Annotated in this window: 22 protein-coding genes; 15 read left to right on the top strand and 7 right to left on the bottom strand. The window is 59.3% G+C overall.

The window, feature by feature from the left end:
• Nucleotides 1-52 precede the first annotated feature (52 nt).
• The 5 genes from ACFOZ5_RS05020 (at nucleotide 53) to ACFOZ5_RS05000 (ending at nucleotide 5885) form a co-directional block, all read left to right on the top strand.
• Entirely contained in the window at nucleotides 53-493 is a 441-nt protein-coding gene (locus tag ACFOZ5_RS05020; RefSeq protein ID WP_379885921.1) for a Tfp pilus assembly protein FimT/FimU, read from the top strand.
• On the top strand, nucleotides 493-993 hold the full coding sequence (locus ACFOZ5_RS05015; RefSeq protein ID WP_379885920.1) for a type IV pilus modification PilV family protein: 501 nt from the start codon (nucleotides 493-495) through the stop codon (nucleotides 991-993). Before ACFOZ5_RS05020 ends, ACFOZ5_RS05015 begins: the two co-directional genes overlap by 1 nt.
• The gene (locus tag ACFOZ5_RS05010; RefSeq protein ID WP_379885919.1) at nucleotides 993-1763 is read left to right on the top strand and encodes a PulJ/GspJ family protein; all 771 of its coding nucleotides are present in this window, start codon (nucleotides 993-995) and stop codon (nucleotides 1761-1763) included. Before ACFOZ5_RS05015 ends, ACFOZ5_RS05010 begins: the two co-directional genes overlap by 1 nt.
• An 82-nt stretch (nucleotides 1764-1845) precedes the next feature.
• The gene (locus ACFOZ5_RS05005; RefSeq protein ID WP_379885918.1) at nucleotides 1846-2163 is read left to right on the top strand and encodes a hypothetical protein; all 318 of its coding nucleotides are present in this window, start codon (nucleotides 1846-1848) and stop codon (nucleotides 2161-2163) included.
• Nucleotides 2160-5885 (top strand): DUF6701 domain-containing protein, encoded by a 3726-nt coding sequence (locus ACFOZ5_RS05000; protein WP_379885917.1) that lies wholly within the window; start codon nucleotides 2160-2162, stop codon nucleotides 5883-5885. Before ACFOZ5_RS05005 ends, ACFOZ5_RS05000 begins: the two co-directional genes overlap by 4 nt.
• 30 nt (nucleotides 5886-5915) lie before the next feature.
• Here ACFOZ5_RS05000 and ntrC read toward each other — a convergent pair whose 3' ends face one another.
• The 5 genes from ntrC to ACFOZ5_RS04975 all read right to left on the bottom strand — a co-directional run bounded on the left by ntrC (nucleotide 5916) and on the right by ACFOZ5_RS04975 (nucleotide 11194).
• On the bottom strand, nucleotides 5916-7343 hold the full coding sequence (ntrC, locus tag ACFOZ5_RS04995; protein WP_379885916.1) for a nitrogen regulation protein NR(I): 1428 nt from the start codon (nucleotides 7341-7343) through the stop codon (nucleotides 5916-5918).
• Nucleotides 7340-8425 carry a nitrogen regulation protein NR(II) gene (gene glnL / locus ACFOZ5_RS04990; RefSeq protein ID WP_379885915.1) on the bottom strand — a complete coding sequence of 362 codons (1086 nt, stop codon included), beginning with the start codon at nucleotides 8423-8425 and terminating at the stop codon, nucleotides 7340-7342. Before glnL ends, ntrC begins: the two co-directional genes overlap by 4 nt.
• A gap of 293 nt (nucleotides 8426-8718) precedes the next feature.
• Complete coding sequence (locus ACFOZ5_RS04985) at nucleotides 8719-9243, bottom strand: DUF4124 domain-containing protein (protein ID WP_379885914.1); 525 nt, start codon at nucleotides 9241-9243, stop codon at nucleotides 8719-8721.
• 183 nt (nucleotides 9244-9426) lie between these two features.
• Complete coding sequence (glnA, locus tag ACFOZ5_RS04980) at nucleotides 9427-10830, bottom strand: glutamate--ammonia ligase (RefSeq protein ID WP_379885913.1); 1404 nt, start codon at nucleotides 10828-10830, stop codon at nucleotides 9427-9429.
• Between the two features lie 94 nt (nucleotides 10831-10924).
• The gene (locus tag ACFOZ5_RS04975) at nucleotides 10925-11194 is read right to left on the bottom strand and encodes a hypothetical protein (protein WP_379885912.1); all 270 of its coding nucleotides are present in this window, start codon (nucleotides 11192-11194) and stop codon (nucleotides 10925-10927) included.
• Nucleotides 11195-11417: 223 nt separating this feature from the next.
• Between ACFOZ5_RS04975 and typA the strand changes: the two genes are divergently transcribed.
• The 5 genes from typA to ACFOZ5_RS04950 all read left to right on the top strand — a co-directional run bounded on the left by typA (nucleotide 11418) and on the right by ACFOZ5_RS04950 (nucleotide 17465).
• Nucleotides 11418-13232, top strand: a complete 1815-nt coding sequence (gene typA / locus ACFOZ5_RS04970) for a translational GTPase TypA (protein WP_379885911.1) — start codon at nucleotides 11418-11420, stop codon at nucleotides 13230-13232.
• Between the two features lie 207 nt (nucleotides 13233-13439).
• Entirely contained in the window at nucleotides 13440-14402 is a 963-nt protein-coding gene (gene pip, locus ACFOZ5_RS04965) for a prolyl aminopeptidase (protein WP_379885910.1), read from the top strand.
• Between the two features lie 139 nt (nucleotides 14403-14541).
• The gene (dtd, locus tag ACFOZ5_RS04960; protein ID WP_379885909.1) at nucleotides 14542-14985 is read left to right on the top strand and encodes a D-aminoacyl-tRNA deacylase; all 444 of its coding nucleotides are present in this window, start codon (nucleotides 14542-14544) and stop codon (nucleotides 14983-14985) included.
• Between the two features lie 498 nt (nucleotides 14986-15483).
• The gene (locus tag ACFOZ5_RS04955; protein ID WP_379885908.1) at nucleotides 15484-16488 is read left to right on the top strand and encodes a porin; all 1005 of its coding nucleotides are present in this window, start codon (nucleotides 15484-15486) and stop codon (nucleotides 16486-16488) included.
• Nucleotides 16489-16607: 119 nt separating this feature from the next.
• On the top strand, nucleotides 16608-17465 hold the full coding sequence (locus tag ACFOZ5_RS04950) for a CYTH domain-containing protein (RefSeq protein ID WP_379885907.1): 858 nt from the start codon (nucleotides 16608-16610) through the stop codon (nucleotides 17463-17465).
• Here ACFOZ5_RS04950 and mgtE read toward each other — a convergent pair.
• Together mgtE and ACFOZ5_RS04940 are read right to left on the bottom strand one after the other, a co-directional pair.
• Nucleotides 17462-18823 (bottom strand): magnesium transporter, encoded by a 1362-nt coding sequence (gene mgtE, locus ACFOZ5_RS04945; RefSeq protein WP_379885906.1) that lies wholly within the window; start codon nucleotides 18821-18823, stop codon nucleotides 17462-17464. The genes ACFOZ5_RS04950 and mgtE overlap by 4 nt on opposite strands.
• Nucleotides 18824-18889: 66 nt before the next feature.
• Nucleotides 18890-20026, bottom strand: coding sequence for an ion channel (locus ACFOZ5_RS04940; protein WP_379885905.1), 1137 nt, complete (start codon nucleotides 20024-20026; stop codon nucleotides 18890-18892).
• Nucleotides 20027-20160: 134 nt separating this feature from the next.
• On the opposite strand from ACFOZ5_RS04940, the gene glnE reads away from it, so the two are divergent.
• From glnE to ACFOZ5_RS04915, 5 genes are all read left to right on the top strand, one after another.
• Nucleotides 20161-23064 carry a bifunctional [glutamate--ammonia ligase]-adenylyl-L-tyrosine phosphorylase/[glutamate--ammonia-ligase] adenylyltransferase gene (gene glnE, locus ACFOZ5_RS04935; protein ID WP_379885904.1) on the top strand — a complete coding sequence of 968 codons (2904 nt, stop codon included), beginning with the start codon at nucleotides 20161-20163 and terminating at the stop codon, nucleotides 23062-23064.
• An 86-nt stretch (nucleotides 23065-23150) separates the two neighbouring features.
• Nucleotides 23151-24077 carry a branched-chain amino acid transaminase gene (locus ACFOZ5_RS04930; protein WP_379885903.1) on the top strand — a complete coding sequence of 309 codons (927 nt, stop codon included), beginning with the start codon at nucleotides 23151-23153 and terminating at the stop codon, nucleotides 24075-24077.
• An 87-nt stretch (nucleotides 24078-24164) separates the two neighbouring features.
• On the top strand, nucleotides 24165-24569 hold the full coding sequence (locus tag ACFOZ5_RS04925) for a DUF6165 family protein (RefSeq protein WP_379885902.1): 405 nt from the start codon (nucleotides 24165-24167) through the stop codon (nucleotides 24567-24569).
• A 170-nt stretch (nucleotides 24570-24739) separates the two neighbouring features.
• Complete coding sequence (locus ACFOZ5_RS04920; protein WP_379885900.1) at nucleotides 24740-25693, top strand: DnaJ C-terminal domain-containing protein; 954 nt, start codon at nucleotides 24740-24742, stop codon at nucleotides 25691-25693.
• 11 nt (nucleotides 25694-25704) lie between these two features.
• On the top strand, nucleotides 25705-26046 hold the full coding sequence (locus tag ACFOZ5_RS04915; RefSeq protein ID WP_379885898.1) for a chaperone modulator CbpM: 342 nt from the start codon (nucleotides 25705-25707) through the stop codon (nucleotides 26044-26046).
• Nucleotides 26047-26186 lie beyond the last annotated feature (140 nt).

Below are 26186 nucleotides of genomic sequence, written 5' to 3'. Positions count from 1 at the left end.
ATTTGAAAAAAACCTGCTTCACATGACCATGATTCGCTATAAGGAACATAAAATGTGGCGTAATCCTAGTGCTGCGGGCTTTACGCTTGTGGAGCTGGTCATGGTCATTATCCTGATCGGCGTAATATCGGCGCTCGGGTTAGGTCTCTTTGCTCGGAGCTCCACCTTTTCCCCCCTGCTGGCCACCCAGCAACTGGAGTCCGCCACGCTGCTTGCCCAACAGGCAGCGCTGGCGGGTAACGCCGGTCAGGACTCCCTCTCGGTGAGTTCCGGGTCCGGTGAGTTTTTGTTTACCGTTGGCTCCCGTGAACCATTCCGTATTGCGTCAGGCAACACGTCCCTGTCGGTAAACGGGGCAACCTTTCCTATTACGTTTGATCACTTCGGGCGCCCGGAAACCTCGGGCAATTCCGTGCAGTTCACCTTTTCCGGCGAACCCACCTACCAGGTTTGCCTCAGTGCACTCGGCGCGGTCTACCGGGGAGGCTGCTGATGCGCTCCCATCATGGTGCCACCCTGGTGGAACTGGTGATGACCATTGTCATTATCAGCGTCGCCATTGCTGGCGTGGTGGGGGCCTTTTCCCTGATTGCCGGACGCAGTGCTGACCCGCTCAATCAGACCCGGGCCGTGGCCCTGGCCCAGCGCTATATGGATGAGATACTGGCCCGACCATTCGATGAAGCTGCCCCCGCCGGCCAGCGCTATGGCGGTGGTTGCCGGAAAACCGTGGACAGCAGCCGGGACCGCGACAGTTACCGGGACGTTGACGACTTTGATGCGATTACCGGCGAAACGCCTTCGGAGTACTGGGTATCCAGCGGTGGCGCGGTGGATGGGTATGAGCAGTTTTCGGTGACCGTAAACGTCGACTGTGTGGCGGATCCGTCTGCTGAGCTGGGTGCCTCAGTGGAGGCCAAGCGGGTCGAAATCCTCATTGATGACCCGTCCGGTAACCGCTACGTGTTCTCGGCCTACAGGGTGAACTACTGATGGTTCGCAACCGCGGCTTCACTCTGGTCGAGCTGATCATGGTGATCGTGTTGCTGGCCATCGTGGCCACCATTTCAGTGCAGTTTGTGGCGCTGTCAACACAGGGCGCCATTGATACCGGAGAACGACAACAACGGGCCCTGAAAGCGGTGGTGGTCAGCGAGCAGATCACCCGTATGCTGAGGGAAGCCTTCCCGCTGTCGGTTCGACCGGTGGGGTCCGGGTGTATCGAGTGGCTTCCAATTGCTGGCGCCACCACGTACGTGGCGCTGCCGGCAGGGAACGCCACAACCCTTGAAGTGATCCCGTTTCGGCGGGAGCCCTCCGGTAGCGCTCTCAGGATTATCGTTTATGGTTACGGCACGCCCACATCGGATTTCTATACCAGCCCGGTAAGCAGCCCCGGGCCGATTTCCCCGGAAATTGATGCCATTGATAACGCTTTTCCGGCTGAGATCGAGTTGGTCTCGGACCACCGCTTCCGTGAACGCTCGCCATCCAGGAGGCTGTTTGTGGTGGGGCAGCCGCAGACCTTGTGCCCTGAGGCCGGCCAGATTGCACTTTACCGGCAATATGACATTGGACAGCCCTATACCGCTGGGCGTCGCGATGTGCTGACGGCGAACCTGGTGGGAACCACCTCTTTTACCTATACCCCGCCGTCGTTACGACGTGCCGCCGTGGTCAGTTTTTCATTTGAACTGGATAGTGCCCAGAGCAATGAGACCCTGAAGGTGACCCAGGAGGTTCAGATCCGCAATGTGCCATGAAAAGTCGTTGTCTGCACACCGGGGAGCAGGTCTCCCGGTCGCCCTTTTTATTATCACGGTGCTTTCATTGCTCGTGCTGGGTATGGCTCAGCTACAGCAGACGTCGGGCGAAGCGGTGAGCCTGCAGATACAGTCCCAGAGAGCGCTGTTCGCGGCTGAGAGTGGTGCCCAGGTGGCGGTGGCGCAGGTGCTGGACAGCAACAGTTGCAGTCTCGCATCCTCCGGCATCAGTTTTTCGGGATCGGGGTTGTCCGGGTGCTCAGCCGCGTTGTCATGTGATGCGATCCCGGTTCCGGCGACGGGTCCGGCCAGCTCGCCCGTCTTCGTGGTGACCAGTACCGGCCAGTGTGGCAGTGGCCTGGAGCAGGCCGAGCGTGTTGTGGAGGTTGTTGTCCAATGAGTGGTTCCACAGGAATGGCCCGCATGGTGGTTCGAGCAGTCTTGGTACTGACGATGGTGCTGCTGTCTGCCAGGGTCTGGGCGGAGTGTACTGCCGAGTATGTGGGGTTGGCATCCATCAATGAGATTTCTGACAAGGAACAGTTTATTGAGGTCAAGATTCTCAGCTCGTCCATCGATGCGTCCGTGTATTCCCAATGGTCGCTGGATTTCTGTGCAACGGATGGCAAGAATAAACCCACGGTGGAATGCGCGTTTGATTTGCCGCTTTCTGGTGCCGGAATCGATATCTCCGGCCTGCCATGGCTGGTTCGGACAGGGCTGGGAGGTGCAGCGGTCGACCTTGCGGGAATGGACGTTCGCCTGAAGGATGCTGCAGGCCGCACTATCGATTACGTAAAGGTCGGGCCAGGCGCTGGAGATGCGCGGATACCGGACCCGGACTGTAACGCTGACGACCTGCCTTATGACAGCTATCTACCCCCGGTCAGCGGGCAGGCCGGGCAGTTCGCAAAACGGTTGCCTGATGGTACCGGCGACTGGTTTATGGCCACCGGTGCGTCGGACGGTAAAAGCACCGACAGCACCACGAACGATGAGGACGCCACCGGACCGGCAATTAATGTCTATGGCGATGGGGTATTCGCCGGTGATACCGCCGTATTCACGGTGAGCTTGCCGGACGGTGTGTTGGCTTCGGAAGATATACAGATTCAGTACCAGACAGAAGATCAGAGCGCAGTGGCGCCAGGGGATTACCAGGCGCAGTCCGGCACCGTGACTCTCGTCACCGGGGCAAACAGCGTCGATATCGAGGTTGCTACCAACGCGGATGCCGATCACGCCACAGAGCGCTTTTATCTCAGGATTACCGGAGTTTCCTATGGCATTCCTGAATCAACCATTGCCATTGGAGAGATCTGGCCTGCTGCCACCGGATTATGGCAGTTTGAGCAGACGACGGAAGATAGCTCAGGAAATGGGTTGGATGGCGATGTCAACGGCTGGTTTAGTTACTCGGATAATATGCCAGCCATCCAAGGTGCAGTGGGGACCTGTCATTATGGCGTACTCTCCAATGAAACCCTTGAATACGGGCGATTCTCAGTGTCAGACAACAGCCTGCTGGATCTCTCTGAGTCATTGACCATCGCCGCATGGGTCCGACGAGATGAAAGCGGCAGTGGGTATATTCTGTCGAAAGGAAGTAATTATCAGTGGTTCGCAGATGCTGACGGTCGGCTTTACTGGCTGTGGCAGGGTCACTCCCTGGTTTCCGGCACCGGGGTTCTGCCCAGGGGGGCATGGGCTCATATTGCCGTGACCTACAAGAGCGGCGAGCAGATTCTTTACGTCAATGGCGAGGCTGTCGACAGCGATACGGTTTCCGGGGGACTCCCGACCAATTCAAGCCCGCTCATACTCGGCCGAGACGCTTTCTTTAACCTGATCGGTACTGGTTCGCGGTTCGACGGAGCCGTAGACGAATTGCACATATACAGCAGTGCCTTGCCGTCGGCGGCTATACGTGCCGTTTTTGAACTCACTTACCCTTGCGGGGGAGTGGCCGTTCTGGATCGGCTGGAGGTGACGGCACCGACTTCGGCGAGTGTGTGCGCGCCCCTGAATGTTCGGCTGACCGCCTATGACACCAGCGGAAACGTCTTCGAGCAATACGATGGCTCTGTCGCCTTGCAGACAAGCAGTAACCATGGTCGCTGGAGTCCGGGCGGCTCCAGGGGAACATTGTCACCGGCTCCGGACACCAGTGATGATGGCCAGGCCGTCTACCAGTTTGTGACTGCGGATAACGGCGATGTGACCCTGACCTTCTCCAACACTCACGCCGACCAACTGACCTTTACCGCCATTGATCAGGCTACCGGTATCAGTGTAACGAGCGATCCGGTAACGTTCGCCGAAAATGCACTGTACATTGAGAAGTGGAACGATGACTTTGGTTACGACCTCATTGCAGGTCGTAAACACCCTTACAAGGTCAGTATGCTGAAGCAGGATCCGGACCCTGATCCGGCTAGCGAGAACTGCGGCGTAGCTGCAGACTACGATGGCACGTACAGCCTGAAGGCGTGGCTGGTTCGGGAGGAAGACGATCCCGTCGGAGCTGAGCCATTGTTGGCATCCAGTTCAGACTCTGTGTTGCTGAAAGATTCGGAGGCATCGGCGGGTAACCTCGAGGTGATCTTTGCCAGCGGTACGGCCAAGATCTCCCTTACGGCTTCTGATGTAGGCCATTACACTCTGAACCTCCGGGATGAGAGCAGTGGCTTTGTTCAGGCTGCGGACGGCACGCCTCTTTCCATTGTCTCAGTTTCTGCTTCAGCCCCATGGACAGCCCGACCTTTTGCCATTGCCATGGAGATACCAGGGAACCCCGGCGCACAGGATGCGACGGGCCCCTCGTTCCAGGCTGCCGGAGAAGTGTTCACCCTGAGGGTGGGTGGCGCTCTTTATGACAGTGCAGACGACACCAATGGCGATGGCGTCGCCGATGCTGGCGCCAATCTTATGGATAACGGTTTTGCGGCCTCTTTTGGTCAGGAAGGGGAATCGGTGGTGCTGGCAGCCGACCTGCTGGCACCGGCTACCGGAACCAACCCCGGGCTGGGCGGCCCGACGCTGGAGGCATCGGACTACAGTGGTGGGGTGGCAGCCCCGACGGACTTCTTTTTTTCGGAAGTTGGCATTATCGACGTATCCGGCGACATCGGAGATGGCAATTACCTGGGCGCCGGCAGTGCACGCACGGCAAGAATGGAGGGTACCACTGGTCCGGTGGGGCGGTTTATACCACACCACTTAACCGTCAGCGTGGACGACGACGGTGTTATTGAAGCGGTATGCGGTGCTGCCGGAGGTTTCACCTACAGTGGGCAGGACAGCGGCTGGTCCCTGGAGCCGACCGTCGAGGTGATACCCAAAAACCAGGCCGGGGCCCAGACCCGGAACTATCTTGTGGGCGGGTTCATGCGTCTGCTGCCAGATGGCGTTTCCAGGACCTGGCCAACCCAGGACGAGTCAGCCCTGCTGAGCGATGGGGTAACACCCTATCCGGTAACGGTTGTAGACAGTATCGGGGAGATCCTTCCAAGGTCTGATGGCGATCCCATACTTTATCGGTACGCCGGTGATGACATAATCCGTTACAGCAAGTCGCCGGATGCCCTGATCGCGCCGTTTATACCCTCATTGACGTTTGAAATCGACGGGGTGGTTGATGAGGACGGAGCAACGGCTCTGGAGACTGGCCCGAACAGCAGTGTGCCCCTCGTGCTGCCACCAGCGAGCGATGGTGAGGTCGTTTATGGCCGCAGAGTAATGGAAAACGTTTATGGTCCCGAGACCGCGGAAGAGCTGCTGATGCCAGTCTCAATGGAGTACTGGACCGGCACCGGTTTTGCTGTGAACGACAGTGACAACTGCACAGATTGGAACGTGGATTCTTCACTGGAAGATAATGAGCAATACCACACCCTGGCCAGCCGGGGAGATACCGGAACCTTCAGTAACGGGCTGGCGGATCCACTGGTTCTGGAACCCTCGGGCACCCCGGGTGAAGAGCGCCTGACGTGGCTCGTTCCCGTCTGGCAACAGCACGACTGGAATGGTGACAATGCACTCCAGGACCCGTCCGCCCTCGCCACCTTCGGCGTCTACCGCGGCCACGACCGCATCATCTACTGGCGCGAAGTCGAGAACTGATTCGCGGTTACTGTAGCGGGGTGAACAAGCTCAGTGCTCGTCCACCTCCTCATGCTCCATGCCCAGCTCGTTGATCTTCCGCGTCAGGGTGTTACGGCCCCAGCCCAGCAGGATAGAAGCGTCACGCCGCCGGCCGCCGGTGTGTTTGAGGGCGGTTTCGATCATGATCTTCTCGAACTCCGGCACTGCCGTGTCCAGGATGCCCTTCTTGCCCCGGCGTAGCTCCTGCTCGGCCCAGTTACGCAGGCCTTCCTGCCAGGTCTGGCCGGTGGCCGGGGTTTCCGCCTGTTGCATCAGCTCCGGGGGCAGGTCGTCGATGTGCACCTCGCGGCCACTGGCCATCACCGTCAGCCAGCGGCAGGTGTTCTCCAACTGGCGCACGTTGCCCGGCCAGGGCAGGGTGGTGAGGTATTCCTCGGATTCCGGGCGCAGCACCTTGGGTTCTACCGCGAGTTCCTTGGCTGCCCGTTTCAGGAAGTGCTGCATCAGGCGGGGGATATCCTCCCGGCGTTCCGCCAGCTTGGGCAGGTGTACCCGGATCACGTTGAGCCGGTGGAACAGATCTTCCCGGAACTTGCCGGCCTCCACCAGTTTTTCCAGGTCCTGGTGGGTGGCGGCGATGATGCGCACATCCACCTTGATGGGCGTGGTACCGCCCACCCGGTAGAACTCGCCATCCGCCAGTACCCGCAGTAGCCGGGTCTGGGTATCTGCCGGCATATCGCCGATCTCGTCCAGGAACAGGGTGCCGCCGTTGGACTGCTCGAAGCGGCCCTGGCGGGCGGCTGCGGCGCCGGTAAAGGCGCCCTTTTCGTGGCCGAACAATTCGGATTCGATCAGGTCCTTGGGTATGGCCGCCATGTTCAGGGCGATAAAAGGATGGGTGGCGCGGGGGCTGTGGTTATGCAGCGCCTGGGCCACCAGTTCCTTGCCGGTACCGCTCTCGCCGTTGATCAATACCGTGATGTTGGAGTGGGAGAGCCGGCCGATGGCCCGGAAGACCTCCTGCATGGCCGGCGCTTCGCCGATGATTTCCGCATTGCGGTGGGGCGATTCGGTACTGGGTTCGGAGTTGGCCCGGCGTTCATGGCTGTGGGCAACAGCACGTTTTGCCAGGGCTACCGCGTCGTCCACGTCAAACGGTTTGGGCAGGTACTCGAAGGCCCCACTCTGGTAGCTGGTGACCGCGCTCTCCAGGTCGGAGTGGGCGGTCATGATGATCACCGGCACATCCGGGTGAGACTCGGCTACCCGGGACAGCAGGGCGATGCCATCAATGCCGGGCATACGGATATCACTGATAATGGCATCCGGCTCCTCGTGCTCGAGGCGCATCATGACATTGTCACCATTCTCGAACACCCGGGGCGCCATTCCGGCCTGGGTCAGGGCGCGTTCCAGCACCCAGCGTATGCTGCGGTCATCATCAATGATCCAGACGTTTGCCGGTTGACTCATCGCGTGGTCTCCTCCAGCGGCAGAAAGATAATAAAGTCGGTCGAGCCAGGTTCACTATCGCATTCCACCAGGCCATGGTGCTGCCCGATGATGCTCTGGGTAATGGACAGCCCCAGGCCGGTGCCATTGGCACGACCACTGATCATGGGATAGAAAATGTTCTGCAACAGGTCCGGGGCGATACCCGGGCCGTTGTCTATGATGTCCACCCGGCACACCAGGCGATGGCGTTTCTGGCCAATGGTGAACTGGCGCAATACCCGGGTGCGGAACGTAATGGTGGGTGGCTCGGTGCTACAGGGCTGGTCCCGGTAATCAAAGGCCGCTTCCATGGCATTGCGGGCGATGTTGAGGAAGGCCTGGATCAGCTGCTCCTTGTCGCCCGGGAATTCCGGCAGGCTGACGTCGTAGTCGCGACGGAAGTTCAGCCGGCCCCGGCTCTCGGCCTCCAGCAGGGTGCGTACCCGTTCAAGCACTTCGTGGATATTGGTGGGTGCCAGCTTGAGTGCCCGGTTCGGCCCGAGCATGCGGTCCACAAGGCTTCGCAGCCGGTCGGCCTCATCAATGATCACCTGGGTATACTCTTTCTGGCTGTCATCCGACAGCTCCCGGTCAAGCAGCTGGGCGGCACCGCGAATGCCACCAAGAGGGTTCTTGATCTCGTGTGCCATGCCCCTTACCAGGATGCGGGTGGTCTCCTGCTGGGTCAGCAGGTCTTCTTCCCGGCTGATGCGAAGCAGGCGGTCCCGGGGCTGGATCTCCAGCAGCAGGTGATTACCGTCCGTACCGAAGGGGGCCACCGAGTAATCCACGGTCAGTCGGGCCCCCGTCGCCAACAGGAATTCGGCTTCCCGTCGGGTATAGGTCTGCCCTGTCTCCACCGCAGCCTGAAGCGTATCCAGGGACTGGTTGGTTTCCAGTAGCAGGCCTGCGAGTTTGACCCGATGTACCCGGGCGATGCTGGTTTCCAGCAGGCTTTCGGCGGCCAGGTTCAGGTAGTCGATGCGCAGGTCGCTGTCCACAACGATCACTGCGGTGGTGAGGCTGTCGAGTATGGTCTTGTATTCCGTAACGGCTGACATGAAACTCCCTCGGTTGATGGCCTGGCTGCTGCAAGAACCGATCCAGAATCGAGACTGAGTCGCGATTTTTTCCATGGATGCGCTATTTGCGGGCAGGAAGGCCCTCAGCCCGGACTTTCTTCGCCATAGCCTGGTGCGAGCGGTGTAAGCGTGTCGCGAATCGAGGCTGAAAACGCCCCTTGCCGGAACAGAGTATGGCTGCTAATCGGTGCGCATGCACCAATATAGCGCGCATGCGGGAGGAAGGACAGGGCCCGGCGACAGTCGGCGAGGCCCTGGGCAGAATGCCAGAATCAGTTGAGTACCGAGGGGCGGTGGACGGTGAAGCTGATCTTGTCGCCGGTGTAGATGCGTTCGCCATTCGGGCCGATGACGTTGACGCCGGCATTGTGAGTGCCCCTGAACACGTTGTTGACGGTCACGGAGCCGGATCGGGTCTGTCCCACCGGCGTGCCGTCCATGGTGATTTCGAACTGGTGCCCCTGGCGCAGGGCCGGCGTGCTGGTAACCCGGAATTCCACGTTGCCACTACCGCTATGGAAAGCCTCGTCGTTCGCCGGTGAGGTGAAGCTGACGGATTCATAGGCTTCCTGGTCGCCTATGCTCTCGTCTTCTTCGGCCAGCTGCTTCTTCACCGTCTCCGGCTTGGGCATGGTGACCGTGGTGACCGGCTTGACGTCCACCCGCTCGGCGTTGTCTCCCGGCTCATCGGTAAAGGTGACGTTGCCGTTGGCGTCCACCTGGCGGTAGACCTCGGCCTGGGCGGGTACGGCGATCAGTGCTGACGTAAGGGCAGCAATCAGGAACAGAGCTTTCATGGGCAGAACCTTGTGATGGACCATGACCGGATTATCGGCAGAGCGTGCAGGCAATGCAATCTACCATGCGTCGCCTCAGGTTACGGTGAGGTAAAAGTCACAAAAAAGCCCCGCCGAAGCGGGGCTTTGTCACTGCTGTGAAGCGGTTGCGGGGCTTTTGGCACACCCCGCTGCTATTACCGCTTAGACAGAGTAGTACAGCTCGAATTCCACCGGGTGGGTGGTCATGTTCAGACGCTCGACTTCACCGCGCTTCAGGTCGATGTAGCCGGCAATCATGTCTTCAGTGAACACGCCGCCACGGGTCAGGAACTCGTGGTCTTCCTGCAGGCAGTCCAGGGCTTCCTGGAAAGTCTCGGCCACGGTCGGAATGTTCAGGGCCTCTTCCTTGGGCAGGTCGTACAGATCCTTGTCCATGGCGTCGCCCGGGTGGATCTTGTTCTGGATACCGTCAAGGCCAGCCATCATCAGGGCGGCGAAGGCCAGGTACGGGTTGGCGGACGCATCCGGGAAGCGAACTTCGATACGACGGCCCTTGGGGCTGCTTACGTACGGAATCCGGATGGAAGCGGAACGGTTACGGGCGGAGTAGGCCAGCATGACCGGAGCTTCAAAGCCTGGTACCAGACGCTTGTAGCTGTTGGTGGAGCTGTTGGTGAAGGCGTTGATGGCCTTGGAGTGCTTGATGATGCCGCCAATGTAGTACAGCGCCATTTCGCTCAGGCCGGCGTAGCCGTCACCAGCGAACAGGTTCTTGCCGTCCTTGTTCAGGGACATGTGTACGTGCATGCCGGAACCGTTGTCGCCGACCACCGGCTTGGGCATGAAGGTGGCGGTCTTGCCGTAGGCGTGGGCCACGTTGTGTACGCAGTACTTGAGGATCTGAACCTCGTCAGCCTTGCGGGTCAGGGTATTGGCGCCAACACCGATCTCGCACTGGCCGGCAGTACCCACTTCGTGGTGGTGAACTTCAATTTCCAGGCCCATGGACTCCATGGCGGCACACATGGCGCCACGCAGGTCATGCAGGCTGTCTACCGGGGGAACCGGGAAGTAGCCGCCTTTAACACCCGGACGGTGACCGATGTTGTTGCGCTCGAAGTCTTCACCGGAAACCCAGGCGGCTTCCTCGGAGTAGAGTTCGTACATGGCGCCTTGCATATCGACTTTCCACTTGGCGGAATCGAATACGAAGAATTCCGGTTCCGGGCCAAACAGGGCGCCGTCGGCTACACCGGTGGACTTGAGGTATTCCTCGGCACGCTTGGCCACGGAGCGGGGGTCACGCTCATAGCCCTGCATGGTGGTCGGTTCCACGATGTCACAGGTGATGTTGAGGGTGGTTTCCTCGGTGAACGGATCCAGTACGGAGGTCTCGTCGTCCGGCATCAGGATCATGTCGGACTCGTTAATGCCCTTCCAGCCGGAAATTGAAGAACCATCGAACATCTTGCCGTCGCTGAAGAAGTCATCATCAACTTCGGTGGCGGGCAGGGTGACGTGCTGCTCTTTGCCGCGGCTGTCAGTGAATCGCATGTCGACCCATTTGACTTCGTGTTCTTTGATCAGATCAATCGTTTTGGCCATTGTGCTCTTACTCCGTAAGTTAACCCGGGTTGCGGGTGATTTCGGTGTTCGTTGTGCCGGATCGTTCAGCGTTGCTGCGGTCCGATCGATGATATCAGCGATGCTGGCAGCTCTGATACGAGGCTGCATCGCCCTGATAGTCGGCTGCCGAAAATGAATGCAAACGGCTTGCCAGTTTCTTTCTGGCGCGCCAGAACAGCGCAACCACGGCTTCCCGGGAGTGCGGAGACGCTCTCCACTGGGGCAGACCCTGTATAAAAGGCAGCTTGGGCGCACTAAAATAGTGCAAAAATGCGTTACCGTGATCGTTTGTGGTGCGTCTGGCGCCGGAGTGCACTGAAACAGAATAGGCGTTTTTCTTCATATTAACGACACCCTGTTTCCGATATACTTCGCGCGCCTGCCAACCGCAGGATACCGGCCTCATTGCCGGTGACAAGTATTCATTTTCCGGATTTGAGACGGCATGTGGGCGACCGACAGGTCGGCACTGGTGTCCCGTCTGGCTAGTTCGTTAGTTTTGAGTGAATTAGCCAGACGGAGCACTGAACCCTCTCAGGTCGTCTGACATGCCTCAGGAACCTGTTGTGATTGATAAGCTAAGAAATGTTGCCATTATTGCCCACGTTGACCACGGGAAGACCACCCTGGTAGATCAGTTGTTGCGCCAGTCCGGCACCCTTGACCGTAAGGAGCTCGAAAGCGAGCGGGTCATGGACTCCAACGACCAGGAAAAGGAACGTGGTATTACCATTCTGGCCAAGAACACGGCCCTGAAGTGGCACGACTACGACATCAATATCGTGGACACCCCGGGCCACGCCGACTTCGGTGGCGAAGTCGAGCGCGTCATGAGCATGGTCGACAGTGTGTTGCTGGTGGTGGATTCCATCGACGGCCCCATGCCGCAAACCCGGTTTGTTACCCAGAAAGCCTTTGCGGCCGGCCTGCGCCCCATTGTTGTGGTCAACAAGATTGACCGCCCCGGCGCACGCCCGGACTGGGTGGTGGACCAGGTGTTCGACCTGTTCGACAATCTCGGTGCGACCGACGAGCAGCTGGATTTCCCGATTGTCTTTGCCAGCGCCCTAAACGGCATTGCCGGCATGGAGCACGAAGCGCTGGACGACAACATGGACGCGGTCTTCCAGGCCATTGTCGACCATGTGCCGGCACCCGATGTGGATCCCGACGGCACCTTCCAGATGCAGATTTCCCAGCTTGATTACAACAGCTTCCTGGGTGTTATCGGTATCGGCCGTATCGCGCGCGGCAAGGTGAAAACCAATACCCCGGTTACCGCCATCGACACCGACGGCAAGAAGCGTAACGGTCGTATCCTCAAGATTATGGGGCATTCCGGCCTGCACCGTGTCGAGGTGGATGAGGCCCAGGCGGGCGACATTGTCTGTATCAGCGGTCTGGATGAGCTGTTCATTTCCGACACCCTGTGTGACCAGAACAATGTGGAAGCGCTGCCTCCGCTGACCGTGGACGAGCCCACGGTCTCCATGACCTTCCAGGTGAACGACTCTCCGTTTGCCGGCAAGGAGGGCAAGTACGTCACCAGCCGTAATATCAAGGAGCGTCTGGAAAAAGAGCTGCTGCATAACGTTGCGTTGCGGGTTGAGGATGGCGAGTCGGCGGACAAGTTCAAGGTATCCGGCCGTGGTGAACTGCACCTGTCCGTGCTGATTGAAAACATGCGCCGTGAAAATTTCGAGCTGGCGGTAGGTCGCCCGGAAGTCGTGATTCGTGAAATCGACGGCGTAAAGCAGGAGCCCTACGAAAACGTTATCGTCGATATCGAAGAGCAGCACCAGGGGCCGGTGATGGAACAGCTGGGCCTGCGCAAGGGTGACATGACCAACATGATCCCGGATGGCAAAGGCCGTATGCGTGTGGAATACGTGATTCCGGCCCGTGGTCTGATCGGCTTCCGGAACACCTTCCTGACCATGACTTCCGGTACCGGTATCCTGACGTCCACCTTCAGTCACTACGGCCCGCTGAAAGAGGGTGCCATGGGCAGCCGTCAGAACGGTGTACTGATCTCCATGGCGAAGGGCACGGCCATGACCTACTCGCTGGAAACCCTGCAGAGTCGTGGCAAGCTTTTCCTGGCGCCTGGTGACGAGATTTACGAAGGCCAGTTGTGTGGCATTCACAGTCGTGACAACGACATCGTGGTCAACCCCACCAAGGCCAAGAAGCTCGACAATATGCGGGCTTCCGGCAAGGATGAGGTTATTGCCCTGGTGCCGCCGATCAGGCATACCCTGGAGCAGGCGCTGGAGTTCATCGACGACGACGAGCTGGTGGAAGTAACGCCCAAGTCGATCCGTCTGCGCAAGAAGCTGCTGACCGAGAACGATCGTAAGCGTGCTGGCAAGAAGAGCTAAAGCCAGGGTTATTTCGAGGTTACGACGTACATCCCCTCTCTCTTGAGGGGAGAGGGCCAGGGTGAGGGTGAAAGGCGGCCGGGCTCTAGAGTCGGCTGCTCCCCCCCCTCACCCCAACCCCTCTCCCTCCGGGGGAGAGGGGCTTTTACACATGAACTTACCCGCCAATCTCAGCTAGACTCTTTTTATCGCCAAAAGGAGCCCGCAATGCTGACCCTCTACCCTGAAATCGAACCCTACGCCCGTCACAGGCTTGCGGTGGATCCGCCCCATGAGCTTTACCTGGAAGAGTCCGGCAACCCCGAGGGGGTTCCCGTCATCGTCGTCCATGGTGGCCCTGGTGGCGGCTGCGAAGAATGGTATCGCCGGTTCTTCGATGCGGAACGTTTTCGTATCATCCTACTGGACCAGCGGGGCGCCGGCCGTTCGACGCCGCTGGCCGAACTGGAGGGCAACACCACCCAGGCGCTGGTGGAGGATCTGGAGCGGGTGCGATCATTTCTCGGCATTGACCGCTGGATGCTGTTCGGGGGCAGTTGGGGTTCCACCCTCAGCCTTGCCTATGCGCAGGACCATCCGGACAGGGTGCTGGGGCTGGTGCTGAGGGGAATCTTCCTGTGCCGCCCCGAGGACATACACTGGTTTTACCAGCACGGGGCCGGGCGGGTATTTCCCGACTACTGGCACGACTATGTGGCCACTATCCCGGAGGTGGAGAGGGCCGACATGGTGTCGGCCTATTACCGGCGCCTGACCAGTGACAATGAGCTGGAACAGATCCAGGCGGCCAAGGCCTGGTCAGTGTGGGAGGGGCGGTGCGCCACCCTGCACCCCAATCCCCGGGTCGTGGAGCACTTTGCCCACCCCCATACCGCCATTGCGCTGGCCCGTATCGAGTGCCACTACTTCATGAACAATGCCTTTCTGAAGCCGGGGCAGTTGCTGGTCAACGCCCACCGGCTGGCGGATATTCCCGGTGTTATCGTCCATGGCCGCTATGACATGGTTTGCCCTCTGGACAACGCCTTTGCCCTCAGTGAGGTCTGGCCCCAGGCTGAACTTCGCATCATTCGGGACGCTGGTCATTCGGCGTCAGAACCGCCCATTATTGATGCGTTAATGCGTGCGGTGGAAACCGTGTCACGGCAGGCGGAGCCGCGCCTGGCCTGACCGATACCAACGGTTGCCCCGGTGATGTCGGAAATTACAGATAAAAAAACGGATGTCCGCAGGTTACCCGACTTGCACCCGGGTTACTCCGTCGATAGAATCCGATCCGTCTTCAAACTAACCTGGTTTCAGGGATGTTATGAAAGGATTGATCCAGAGGGTAACCGGGGCCAGTGTGTCGGTGGATGGCGAGACCATTGCCCGCATTGATCGCGGCCTGTTGCTGTTACTCGGGGTCGAGAAAAAGGATACTGAAGGGGAAGTGGATGCCCTGCTTCGCAAGATTGCCCGTTACCGGGTCTTCCCTGATGACCAGGGGCGAATGAACCGCAGTCTGGAGGATTGCGGTGGTTCCCTGCTGGTGGTTCCCCAGTTTACGCTTGCTGCCGATACCGCGTCCGGTACCCGTCCGGGGTTTTCCGATGCGGCTGCGCCTGAAGCAGCGAATGATCTTGTGACTGAGTTTGTTCGTCGGGCCGTTGAAAGGCTTGGGGAAAGCCGGGTAGGGCAGGGCCGCTTCGGGGCCGATATGAAGGTATCGCTGGTTAATGACGGGCCGGTGACATTTTTGTTGACGGTTTGAATAAAACTGTCACACAAGGCTGATAGGTTGACAGTCAGCAAATCCGGCAGGCGCGCCCACCGATGGTGCGCGCAAGCAGGCTCGATCTGGCTGGCGCTCTTAAACGGTGCTCAAGGCGTCCTGTAAATAGAGTGGATTAAGTGGCTACGGTTGCACAACTTACTGATTAGTAAGTTTTGTAAGGGTTCTGGCCCTGATTTTGATCCCTCGGACGTAGCGTGAGTTATAACCCCAATGGGGTAAAGACAAAAAAGACCTGAAAAATTAAGGTTAATGATTTGCAATTGTCTTGTTGATGTATTAAAACAGTGCTACTTAAGGCAAAGCTTCAAAAAAGTTTTGTAAGTGATTGACTGTGAAGGATCCCCATAAGAAGAGATCTGACGTCATTGCCCCGTTTCCACAGCCAGATGGCTACCGGTTGCGGGTGTACTGAGACTGATAGGCGGGTCAGGCCCGTCGCTAAAAACCTGAGTTAACTCAAAAGGAAGATGCAAGATGAAAAAGACACTTATCGCTTCAGCGATTGCCGCCGCTACCTTCTCCGGCTCCGTGCTGGCGCAGGAAAGCAACCTGCCGACCGTTTACGGTAACATCCAGTACGCCGGTGTATACAGTGACATCAAGGATGGCCCAAATGGTTTGGAGCATCGTGACAACGGTTCCACCCTGGGTTTCACCCATGACCACATGATCACTCCGGATCTGGAAGGTTTCTTCAAGATCGAGATGGATCGCCTGGGCGCTGACGACATCGACTCTCGCGACAGCTTCCGTATCGACGAAGCTTACATCGGTGTACGTGGTGACAACCTCGGTCAGCTGTGGATCGGTAGTGACGACTCCACTTATGAGCGTGCTGTTACCGTTATCTCTGAGTATTACGAAGCGGCTGATCTGAGCATTGGCGCTCCTTACACTACCGGCGAAGGCGATCTGGTTCAGTACATGTCCCCGTCTTTCGGTGGCCTGTCTCTGTGGGCAGCCGTAGAAGTTAACGGCAAATCAGACAGCCAAAACACCACAGGCGACAACGAGTTCCCGTACCAGCTGGCAGCGGTTTACACTACTGGCATGTTCGAGCTGGCAGCCGCCATTGACTCCAACGATAACAGCGTGGGTGACAACGAGAACACCTACGGTGTTCGTGGTACCGCCAACCTGGATGCGCTGTCCCTGACAGCTGAATTCCATACTCGCGACGAGGCCTACGACCTGTATGGTGTTCAGGGTATCTACACCCTGGGTGCCAATCGCTTCGCGCTGTCTTACGAGCGTGCTGAAGACGATAACTCCAGCGACGCGATGGACACCATCACGCTGCAGGCCCTGCATAACCTGTCTGACAACATGTATGTGTATGTTGAAGGCTACCTGGGTGGCGGTGACGACGTATATGGCTACAATGCAATCGACACTGACGGCGATGGTGAAAATGATGCCTTTGCTGACTACAGTGACGAAGCTTCTGTTGCAGCCGTTGGTGCAGTCTACTACTTCTGATCAGCTAATCAGCTGACTAAAGAAGCAGTAAAGAAAAAACCGGCAGCCTTCGGGCTGCCGGTTTTTTCGTTTATGGTGTCAGGAAAATCCACTGGCCCGAAACAACAGGTGGAGCACTCATGGCAGAAGAACTGGAAATCAAGCTCAGTCTCACCCCGGACGCCCTCAGCCAGGCGGAGAATTGGCTGTCGGTCCAGGCAGGTGTCAGCAAGGGTCCTGAGAAGACGTTGGTGAACCGTTACTACGACACCCCGGCCGGCGACCTCAACCGCCAGAAAGTGGCGCTGAGGGTGCGTCAGGCCGGCGACGAGTTCATCCAGACCCTGAAAACCCAGGGTGAATTTGTGGATGGCGCCCATCGTCGCCAGGAGTGGGAATGGCCGCTGATGGGCACCGACCTGAATATCGGCCTGATTGCCGATACGCCGGTGGGTCAGGATGTGAACCTGGCGGACCTGAAGCCGGTCTTCGAGACCAACTTTGTCCGCCGTATCCTGATGCTGGAAAGTGCAGAGGCCATCGTCGAATGCGCCCTCGATCAGGGCAGTGTGCTGGCCGGAGAGCAGCGCAGGGACCTCTGTGAGCTTGAGCTTGAACTAAAACAGGGCAATTCAGCAGTGCTGCTGGACTGGGCCCGGGCGTTGACGGCGACGGTGCCGGTCTTCCTGAACCTGATCAGCAAGGCGGAGCAGGGGTATGCCCTGGCGGGGTTGCATCAGCCGGTGCCGCTGGGGGACGAAGAACCAACGGTCAACAAGGTACTACACGGCCTGTCCCGCGCCTGGCTGTCAGGCTCGGCGGATACATCATTGCTTCAGGACCTGACGAGTCTGCAGGAAAAGGAAATTTTGCCTGAGGCGCTGGTTGGCGATCTGGCATGGTTGAAGGAGCGTCTGGATGCGGGTGATACCGTGGCTGAACTGGCGGCAGGTTCGACCAGACTGGGCCAACTCCAACTGGCGCTGCTTGAATACTAGGAAAGATCCAGCACCATCGAGGCAATGGTGAAGTAGATCAGCACCCCGCTGACGTCCGCGATGGTGGTGATCAGCGGCATGCTGGCCGTGGCCGGGTCGAACTTCAGCTTGTCCAGCAGGAACGGCAGCAGCATGCCGATGGTGCTGCCAATAAGCACCACCACGATCATCGAGATGGCGACGACCGTCGCAATCTGCGGCCCTGCCTTGTAAAGCCCCACCACAGACACAGCCGCCGCCATGGTCAGCCCCAGGCCGGTTGCCACCAGCAGGTCCTTGCCCAGCAGCATGCCCCAGTCCCTGGCGGTGACGTCGCCGGTGGCAAGGCCCCGCACCATCAGGGTAGCCGACTGGGCCCCGGCATTACCGCCGCTGGCGATCAGAAGGGGCATGAAGAACAGCAGTGCGATATGGCTGGAGATGGTGTTCTGGAAATGGTCGATGCTGGCGCCGGTGAATATGTTGGCAAACACCAGGATAACCAGCCACTGAACCCGGGAGCGATACAGGGAAAAAGGCGATGCCGTCTTGAGGCCGGTTTCCAGGCGGCCGACGGTCGCACCCTTGTGCATGTCCTCGGTGGCCTCGGCCTCGGCCACGTCCATGGCATCATCGTAGGTGACAATGCCCACCAGACGGTTGTCGTCGTCAATGATCGGCAGGGCCAGCAGGTCGTAACGGGAAATCAGCCGCGCGACTTCTTCCTGCTCGGTGTGGGTGTGGGTGGACACCAGGCCGGTGGCCATCAGCGAATCCACCATGGCGCCGGGAGCGCTGGTGATCAGGTTGCGCAGGGATATGACCCCGATCAGCCGGTGATCGTTGTCGACCACATAGGCCTGGTAGATGGTTTCCTTGTCCGGCGCGGTGTTGCGCAGCAGCGCCAGGGCCGATGCCACGGTCATTCCCGAGCTGACCACGGCGTAGTCGGACGTCATCAGCGCCCCGGCCGTGCCTTCCTCAAAGCTGGCCAGGCGGCGCAGGTCTTCCCGCTCCCGGCTGGCCAGGGACTGGAACAGCGCGTGTTGCTGGTTTTCGTCAAGGATGTTGAAGAAGTCGGCCCGCTCGTCCGCCGACATGTTGGTGGCGATGCCTGCCAGTTCCCGGTTCGGAATGAGCCGGGCAAATATGCGCTGCTTCTCCGGGCCGATATAGCCGAAGATCTTGGCCTGCTGATCCACCGGCAGGCTCTGTAACAGGCTCAGGCCGGTCTCGTTTTCCTCATCGCTGGTGTGCTCGATGAAATCCGCCAGGTCGGCCGCGTTGAACGACGAGACGGCCGCCCGGATTTCATCCGGCTGGCCGGTTTCCAGAGCTTCGTAAAGCGGTTGGAAAAACTCGGAATCAAGGAATGACACGCTGCAGCCTCTTTTCAATGCCGGTAGGCGATTAGCTGTTCGGGCAGCCTGAAGTCCGAGAGGCTGCTAGTGTTCTTCGTGCATCGCCTGCCATTTGGCGAGGAACTGGCGGTATCGTTCCAGCGCTTCCTCCACAACGGAAAGGTCGGGGGTGTCGATAGACTTGACCAGCACAATCAACCCCTGGCCTTTGATTTCCAGCTGGGCTTCTGGATGACAGACGACGTTGTTATTGTCGTCGATGTACGCCAGCGCAGTGCCGATACCATGGCGAATCAGCGCGCTGACTATATCAGACCAGGTCAGGTCGTCCAGTGTCAGATTGTACCTATGTGGATGATCCTGCTCATAATTGAACATGTCCTCCAGGACGGCTTCGGTGCCCGGAGAGACCACCGCCCGCACCATGATCTCCGGATAGGTGCGCACCGGTCGTATGGTTGAACGGACTCCGATGGCCCGGAAGCGCTGGCGGTTCGCGTCCCGCACACATTCAGCCGTGGTCTTGCCGGCGAGGTTCAGTTCGCTCAGGCGGTGGGCGATATCAAAGGTATAGCTGTCGGAGGAGGGGTCCGTCTCGTCCAGGGCCAGCAGCAGGATATGCCGGGCCTGACCGGCGTGGGCTGCCTTCAGGTCTTCCTCGCTGGCGCCGGTGCCATGGTAATGAACCAGGCCGATATCCTTCAGTTCCGGGGGCAGGCCACTGGGGTATTCCCGCGTCAGCAGCATGATGGGAATACTTTCATAGCCGGGTACGGCCCGGAGCTGGGTGGCAACCCGCATGAAGTATTGCTCGCCACCGCGTCTGGGGGTGTTGATGATCAGTACGTGATTTTTCATGTCGAATCTCCAGCGGCCGGTCAGAATGCGTTCACGGCGGTAGAAACGGTATTCAATATAGTCACTGATAATCAGTGTCAGCAGTGTAATGGCGGAGACGTACATCAGCACCACGGTGCTGATGCGACCCAACGCGGTCACGGGGGCAAAGTCGCCGTAACCTACCGTGGCAAGTGTGGTCATGGCCAGCCAGAAACTTTCCGCCAGGGACAGTGGCTCAGCGGCCCAGAGGATCAGGGCATGTAAGGTAATCAGTCCGGCCAGCAGCATGAACAGCCGTTTCATGCGATTGCGGATAATACCCGACATGGGCAGGTGGGCAAGCTGGTGTTCCGGATTCAGTGAGCGGCGGTATGGCAGCATCTACGGTAGTCGTGTCTGGAAAGGGTGTCTGCGCGCTGAACGGTTGCCGGGCAGCTTTCGCCAATCAGCACTTGTTCAGTGGCTCGCAACGTATAGAGTAGTTGGAATATAACAGAGATACAGGGGTTTGCGTTATGACAGAACCGTGGAGCGGCCTTCCTCCGGCACTGGCGGACGAGGTATCGGGCGCCTGGGATCATGTGTTCCCTGAGGGGGTGCCAGCCTGGGCGAACGAGGCAGTGGGCATGGGGCAGGAGGCGCTGGCCGGGGCCATGGCGCGCAGCCTGTTCCTGCGGGAAAACCTGCAGCGCCACGGTGAGCTGATTCGGGAAGCGGTGGAGGCACAGCCGCTGTCAGAGCCAACTACTGCCGAAAGTCTACGGCAACGGTGGCAGGCCTATCTGGAAGGGGTGACCGATGAACCCTCCCTGCATCGGGCCCTGAGACGTTTTCGCCGGGAAAGCCAGTTCCGCATGATCTGGCGGGATGCGCTGAAACAGGCGGATTATCACGAGACGGTGGCCGCCGCCAGCGACTTTGCCGATATCGGTATCCAGGCGGCGCTGGACTGGCTCTACCCACAGGCCTGCGAGGAGCTGGGCACCCCCTATGGCCCCGATCCGGTCACCGGTGAGGATGCACCGCAGCCGATGGTTGTCCTGGGCATGGGCAAGCTTGGCGGGCACGAACTCAATATTTCCTCCGACATCGACCTGATCTTTGCGTTTCCCGGTAAGGGCGAGACCCGGGGCGGCCGCCGCTCCATCGACAACCAGCAGTTTTTTATAAGGCTGGGGCAGAAACTGATCCAGGCCCTGGACCAGATCACCGCCGATGGTTTCGTGTTCCGGGTGGACATGCGCCTGCGCCCCTATGGCCAGAGCGGCGCCCTGGCGCTGAGCTTCGCCGCCCTGGAAACCTACTACCAGGACCAGGGGCGTGAGTGGGAGCGCTATGCCATGGTGAAGGCCCGGGTGGTGGCGGGTGATCCCCGGGCGGGGCAGGTGCTGATGGAGAGCCTGCGGCCCTTTGTCTACCGCAAGTACATCGACTTCAGTGCCTTCGAGTCCCTGCGCTCCATGAAGGCCATGATCAACCGGGAGGTGCGTCGCCAGGGCCTGGAGAACAACATCAAGCTGGGCAGCGGCGGTATCCGCGAGATTGAGTTCGTGGTGCAGGCCTTCCAGCTGATTCGAGGTGGCCGTGACCGGGAACTGCAGCAGCGCGAGCTACTGAGAATTCTGCAGGAGCTGGAAGAGCTGGAACAGCTACCTTCACCGGTAGTAAAAGAGTTGCGTGAGGCTTACGTGTTCCTGCGCAACCTGGAGCATGCCCTGCAAGGCATGGAGGACAAGCAGACCCAACTGTTGCCGGATGACGAGCTGGGTCAGGCCCGGGTGGCGCTGATCATGGGCTATGACAGTTGGGACGACTGCCTGCAGGCCCTGAACGGGCACCGGGAACGGGTGGCCCACCACTTCTCCGATATCATTGCCCTCGACGACGATGACGAGGAATCGTCGGATCTGGACGAAGGCTGGCAGGAACTCTGGCTGGCGGAAATGGACGAGGAGGGCGCCGGGCAGTGGCTTGCCGAGCACGGTTTCGAGTCGCCCCAGGCCAGTCTCGGTGAGTTGGCCGACCTGCGCTCCAGCCGCACTGTCCAGACCCTGCAGACCCAGGGACGTCAGCGACTGAACCAGTTCATGCCAGTGATGCTGGAGGCCCTTTGTCATGTGGATCAGCCATCGCAAACCCTGTCCCGGGTGCTGCAGCTGGTGGAGTCCATACTGAGGCGCACCGCCTATATGGTGTTATTGCTGGAAAACCCGGGTGCGCGCACCCAGCTGGTGTGGCTGTGCAGCGAAAGCCCCTGGATTGCCCGGCAGCTGGCGGAAACACCCCTGCTGCTGGACGAGCTGCTGAATGCCGAGAGCCTCTATCATCCGCCCGCGAAGGAAGAACTGGAGGACGACCTGCGCCAGCAGATGCTGCGTATTCCATTCGAGGACCTGGAAGAGCAGATGGAGTCACTGCGGCATTTCAAGAAGGCCCACATCCTGCGGGTGGCAGCGTCGGAGCTGCGTGGCACCCTGCCGCTGATGAAAGTGAGCGATTACCTCACCTGGATTGCCGAAGTGGTGCTGGACCACGTGGTCGACGTGGCGTTCGCCAATCTGGTCAGCCGTCATGGCTATCCCCGGCGGTCGGATGGTTCCGCCTGTGACAAGGACTTTGCCATCATTGGCTATGGCAAGCTCGGGGGGCTTGAGCTGGGCTACACGTCGGACCTGGATCTGGTGTTTGTGCACGACGCCGACCCGGAGCAATCCACCGATGGCAACAAGCCTATCGATAACGCCGTATTCTATACCCGCCTGGGTCAGCGCATTGTCCATATCCTCAATACCCAGACCCCCTCAGGCCAGCTCTATGAGGTGGACATGCGCCTGCGCCCGTCCGGCAATTCCGGCCTGCTGGTCAGCACCCTGACGGCCTTCGAGAAGTACCAGCGAAACGATGCCTGGACCTGGGAACACCAGGCCCTGGCCCGGGCCCGAGGTGTGGCCGGATGCCCTCCAACGCTGCAGGCCTTTGAACGCTTGCGCCACGATATCCTGTGCCAGCATCGCGACCCTGCCGGGCTGCGCAAGGAAGTCGTCGATATGCGGGAGAAAATGCGGTCCAGTCTGGGCACCCCTGAATCGAAGCGATCCGAGGTGTTCCACATCAAGCATGACGCCGGCGGCCTGATCGACATAGAATTTCTGGTGCAGTACCTGATGCTGGCCCATAGCGAAGCCCATCCGGAGCTGACCCAGTGGTCCGACAACATTCGCCAGATGGAAGAGCTGGGTCGTGTCGGCGTGCTGCCGGTGGAGGATGCTGGCAAGCTGCGGGAAACCTTTATTACCCTGCGTTCCACCATTCACCGCCGGGCGTTGCAGAACCTGAACAGCCAGGTGGCCGGCGATGCGTTTCCACAGGAACGGGAGTACGTGAAGCGGATGTGGCAGCGTGTAATGGCTGATGACTGATATAGGTAGCATGCTACACTTCGTTTCCCGGTTTATTCCTGATAAACTGCCGTTTTTCCGAAAAACGTTTTCCAGGAGCAACAATAATGTCAATGGCTGATCGTGATGGCCTGATCTGGCTGGATGGTGAGATGGTTCCCTGGCGGGATGCCAAAACCCACGTCCTCACCCATACCCTCCACTATGGCCTGGGCTGTTTCGAAGGTGTGCGTGCCTACAGCACCGACAAGGGAGCGGCTATTTTCCGGCTGAAGGAACATACCGATCGCCTGTTCCGCTCGGCGCACATTCTGAACCTGACCATGCCGTTCACCAAGGAACAGCTGAACGACGCCCAGTGTCGCGCCGTGAGGGAAAACAACCTGGACGAGGCCTACATTCGTCCCATGGTATTCCTGGGGTCCGAGGGCATGGGCCTGCGTGCCGACAACCTGCAGGTACACGTCATGGTGGCAGCCTGGAGCTGGCCGTCGTACATGTCGCCAGAGGCCAAGGAGTTGGGCATCAAGGTGCGCACGTCGTCCTACACCCGGCACCACGTCAACATCACCATGTGTAAGGCCAAGGCCAACGGCAACTATATCAACTCCATGCTGGCGTTGAATGAAGCCATCTCCGGCGGCGCCGAAGAGGCCCTGCTGCTGGACAACGAGGGTTACGTGGCCGAAGGCTCCGGTGAGAACATCTTTATCTACCGCGACGGTGTACTGCACACGCCGGAGCTTACCTCATGCCTGGAAGGCATTACCCGCCAGACCATCCTCGACTTCTGCCGGGATGAAGGCATTCCGGTGAAAGAGCGTCGTATCACCCGCGATGAGGTCTACATTGCCGAGGAAGCCTTCTTTACCGGCACGGCCGCCGAGGTGCTACCCATCCGCGAGCTGGACGGCCGGATTATCGGCGAGGGTAAGCGTGGGCCGCTGACCGAAAAACTGCAGAGCAAATACTTTGACGCGGTCAAGGGCAAGCTGCCTGAACACAGCGAGTGGCTGACGCACGTTAGCGGCTGAATACCGCGGAGTCACAGCAGCCGCCGTCAGCTGCAGGCCAGCACGGCGGCTTCGTTGCCCTTAACCTGATTCGACAGGAGCACCTTCATGGCAGACGTTATCAAGGTTCCCGTATCCTTTGGTGAGGTGCTGGACAAGATCACCATCCTCGAAATCAAATCCGAGCGCATCAAGGACGAGGCGAAGGTTCGCAACGTGCGCCTGGAACTGGATGAACTGACCAGCACCTGGAACCAGGCGGTGCCGGATCAGTCCGCCATCGGCGATTTGCGTGAGCAGCTCAAGTCCGTCAATGAGCAGCTCTGGGAGATCGAGGACGACATCCGTGACCAGGAGGCGGCCCAGGACTTCGGCCCCCGCTTCATCGAACTGGCCCGCGCCGTTTACGTCACCAACGACAAGCGGGCAGCCATCAAGAAAGACGTCAACCTGGCCCTGGGTTCCCGCTTCGTGGAAGAAAAGTCCTACCAGGACTATACCGCCCGCCAGTGACCACCTGGCCAGCCCCCCCTTGCCCTTGCTGGGTGGGGGGGCTTTCCAGCCTGACATTCCCCCGTCCGCCAACCTGATCCCGGTCAACTCTCGCACTTCCCTGGCCTTGTAATTTCTCCATTTGCGTCAACTATAAGAGACAGTAAACGTTTCTTAACGCGAGGGGTTACATGGACTTCAAGGACTACTATGCCGCGCTCGGGGTAAGTGAGTCTGCCACCCCGGAAGAGATCAAGAAGGCCTACCGCAAACTGGCCCGGAAGTATCATCCGGATGTCAGCAAGGAAGAAGACGCAGACACCAAGTTCAAGGAAGTGGGCGAAGCCTACGAAGTACTCAAGGATCCGGAAAAGCGGGCCGAGTACGACCAGTTGCGCAAGTATGGCGCCAGGGGGGATGGCTCGTTCGAGCCGCCACCCGGCTGGCAGAGTGCGTCCGGCTTTGGCGGTGGGGGCTACACTGAAGCAGATGCCGGGCAGTTCAGCGACTTCTTCGAGGAGATCTTTGGTGGCGGTCGTGGCTTCGGTGGCGGCTTCCGTCAGCAGACCATGCGCAGCCGTGGGGAGGATGTCCATGCCCGCCTGCCGCTGTTCCTGGAGGAAGCGTTCAATGGTTGTGAAAAGCATGTGCAGTTCGCTGTCCATGAGCTGGATGATCACGGTCGTGTGGTTGCCCGTCAGAAAACCCTGAAAGTGAAGATTCCCGCAGGCATGAGGGAAGGCCAGCACATCCGCCTCAAGGGGCAGGGCTCGCCGGGCATCGGGGGCGGCGCCAACGGTGACCTCTTCATTGAGGTGGAGCTGGCACCCCACCCGCACTTCACCGTGGAGGGCCGCGACCTGCTGATTACCGTTCCGGTGGCGCCATGGGAAGCGGCCCTGGGGGCCAGCGTGACCGTGCCTACCCTGGGCGGTAAAGTGAACCTCAAGGTACCGAAAGGGTCCAACAGTGGTCGTAAACTGCGCCTGAAGGGCAAGGGCTTGCCCGGCAAGCACCCCGGGGACCAGATCGTGGTGCTCCAGGTGGTCATGCCCGAGCAGCACAGTGACGAGGCTCAGTCACTGTATGAGAAGCTCGCCAAGGCGGAGAGCCACTTCAACCCACGCAGTAAACTGCACGTGTGACAGGGGGCAGGATGAACACCACAGAGACCATTGTCAGCGTCGAACTGGAAGATCTGGATGGCACCTTTACCTTGCGGGAGTTCTGCGAGCGGGGGGAGTGTCATGCGGAATTCATTATCAAGCTGGTGAGCTACGGCATCATCTCGCCTGTGGAGGAAGCCGATGATGCCCGTGACTGGGCGTTCGATCTGCAGGCCCTGGCCCGTCTCCGCAAGGCCCAGCGCCTGCAGCGGGACCTGAAAATCAACCTGCCGGGGCTGGCCATGTCGCTGGACCTGCTGGACGAGTTGAGAGAGACCCGTCGGGAAGTGGACCGGCTCCACCGCCTGATGAATCAGTTCATCACTGACTGACTTCTTTCGCCACGGAAAGATACAGAAACGATTTCTTTGCCACGGAATCCACGGAAGAACATATATGGTCTCCTCCCATTTGCAAGGCCTCAGACGTTGATGAGGGACAGGTTGCTGCCATATATCCGGCCTGTTGACGA

It is taken from the genome of Marinobacter lacisalsi, assembly GCF_042651045.1.
GTDB classification, from domain to species: domain Bacteria; phylum Pseudomonadota; class Gammaproteobacteria; order Pseudomonadales; family Oleiphilaceae; genus Marinobacter; species Marinobacter lacisalsi.
This window is presented reverse-complemented; position numbering and strand designations above follow the sequence as displayed.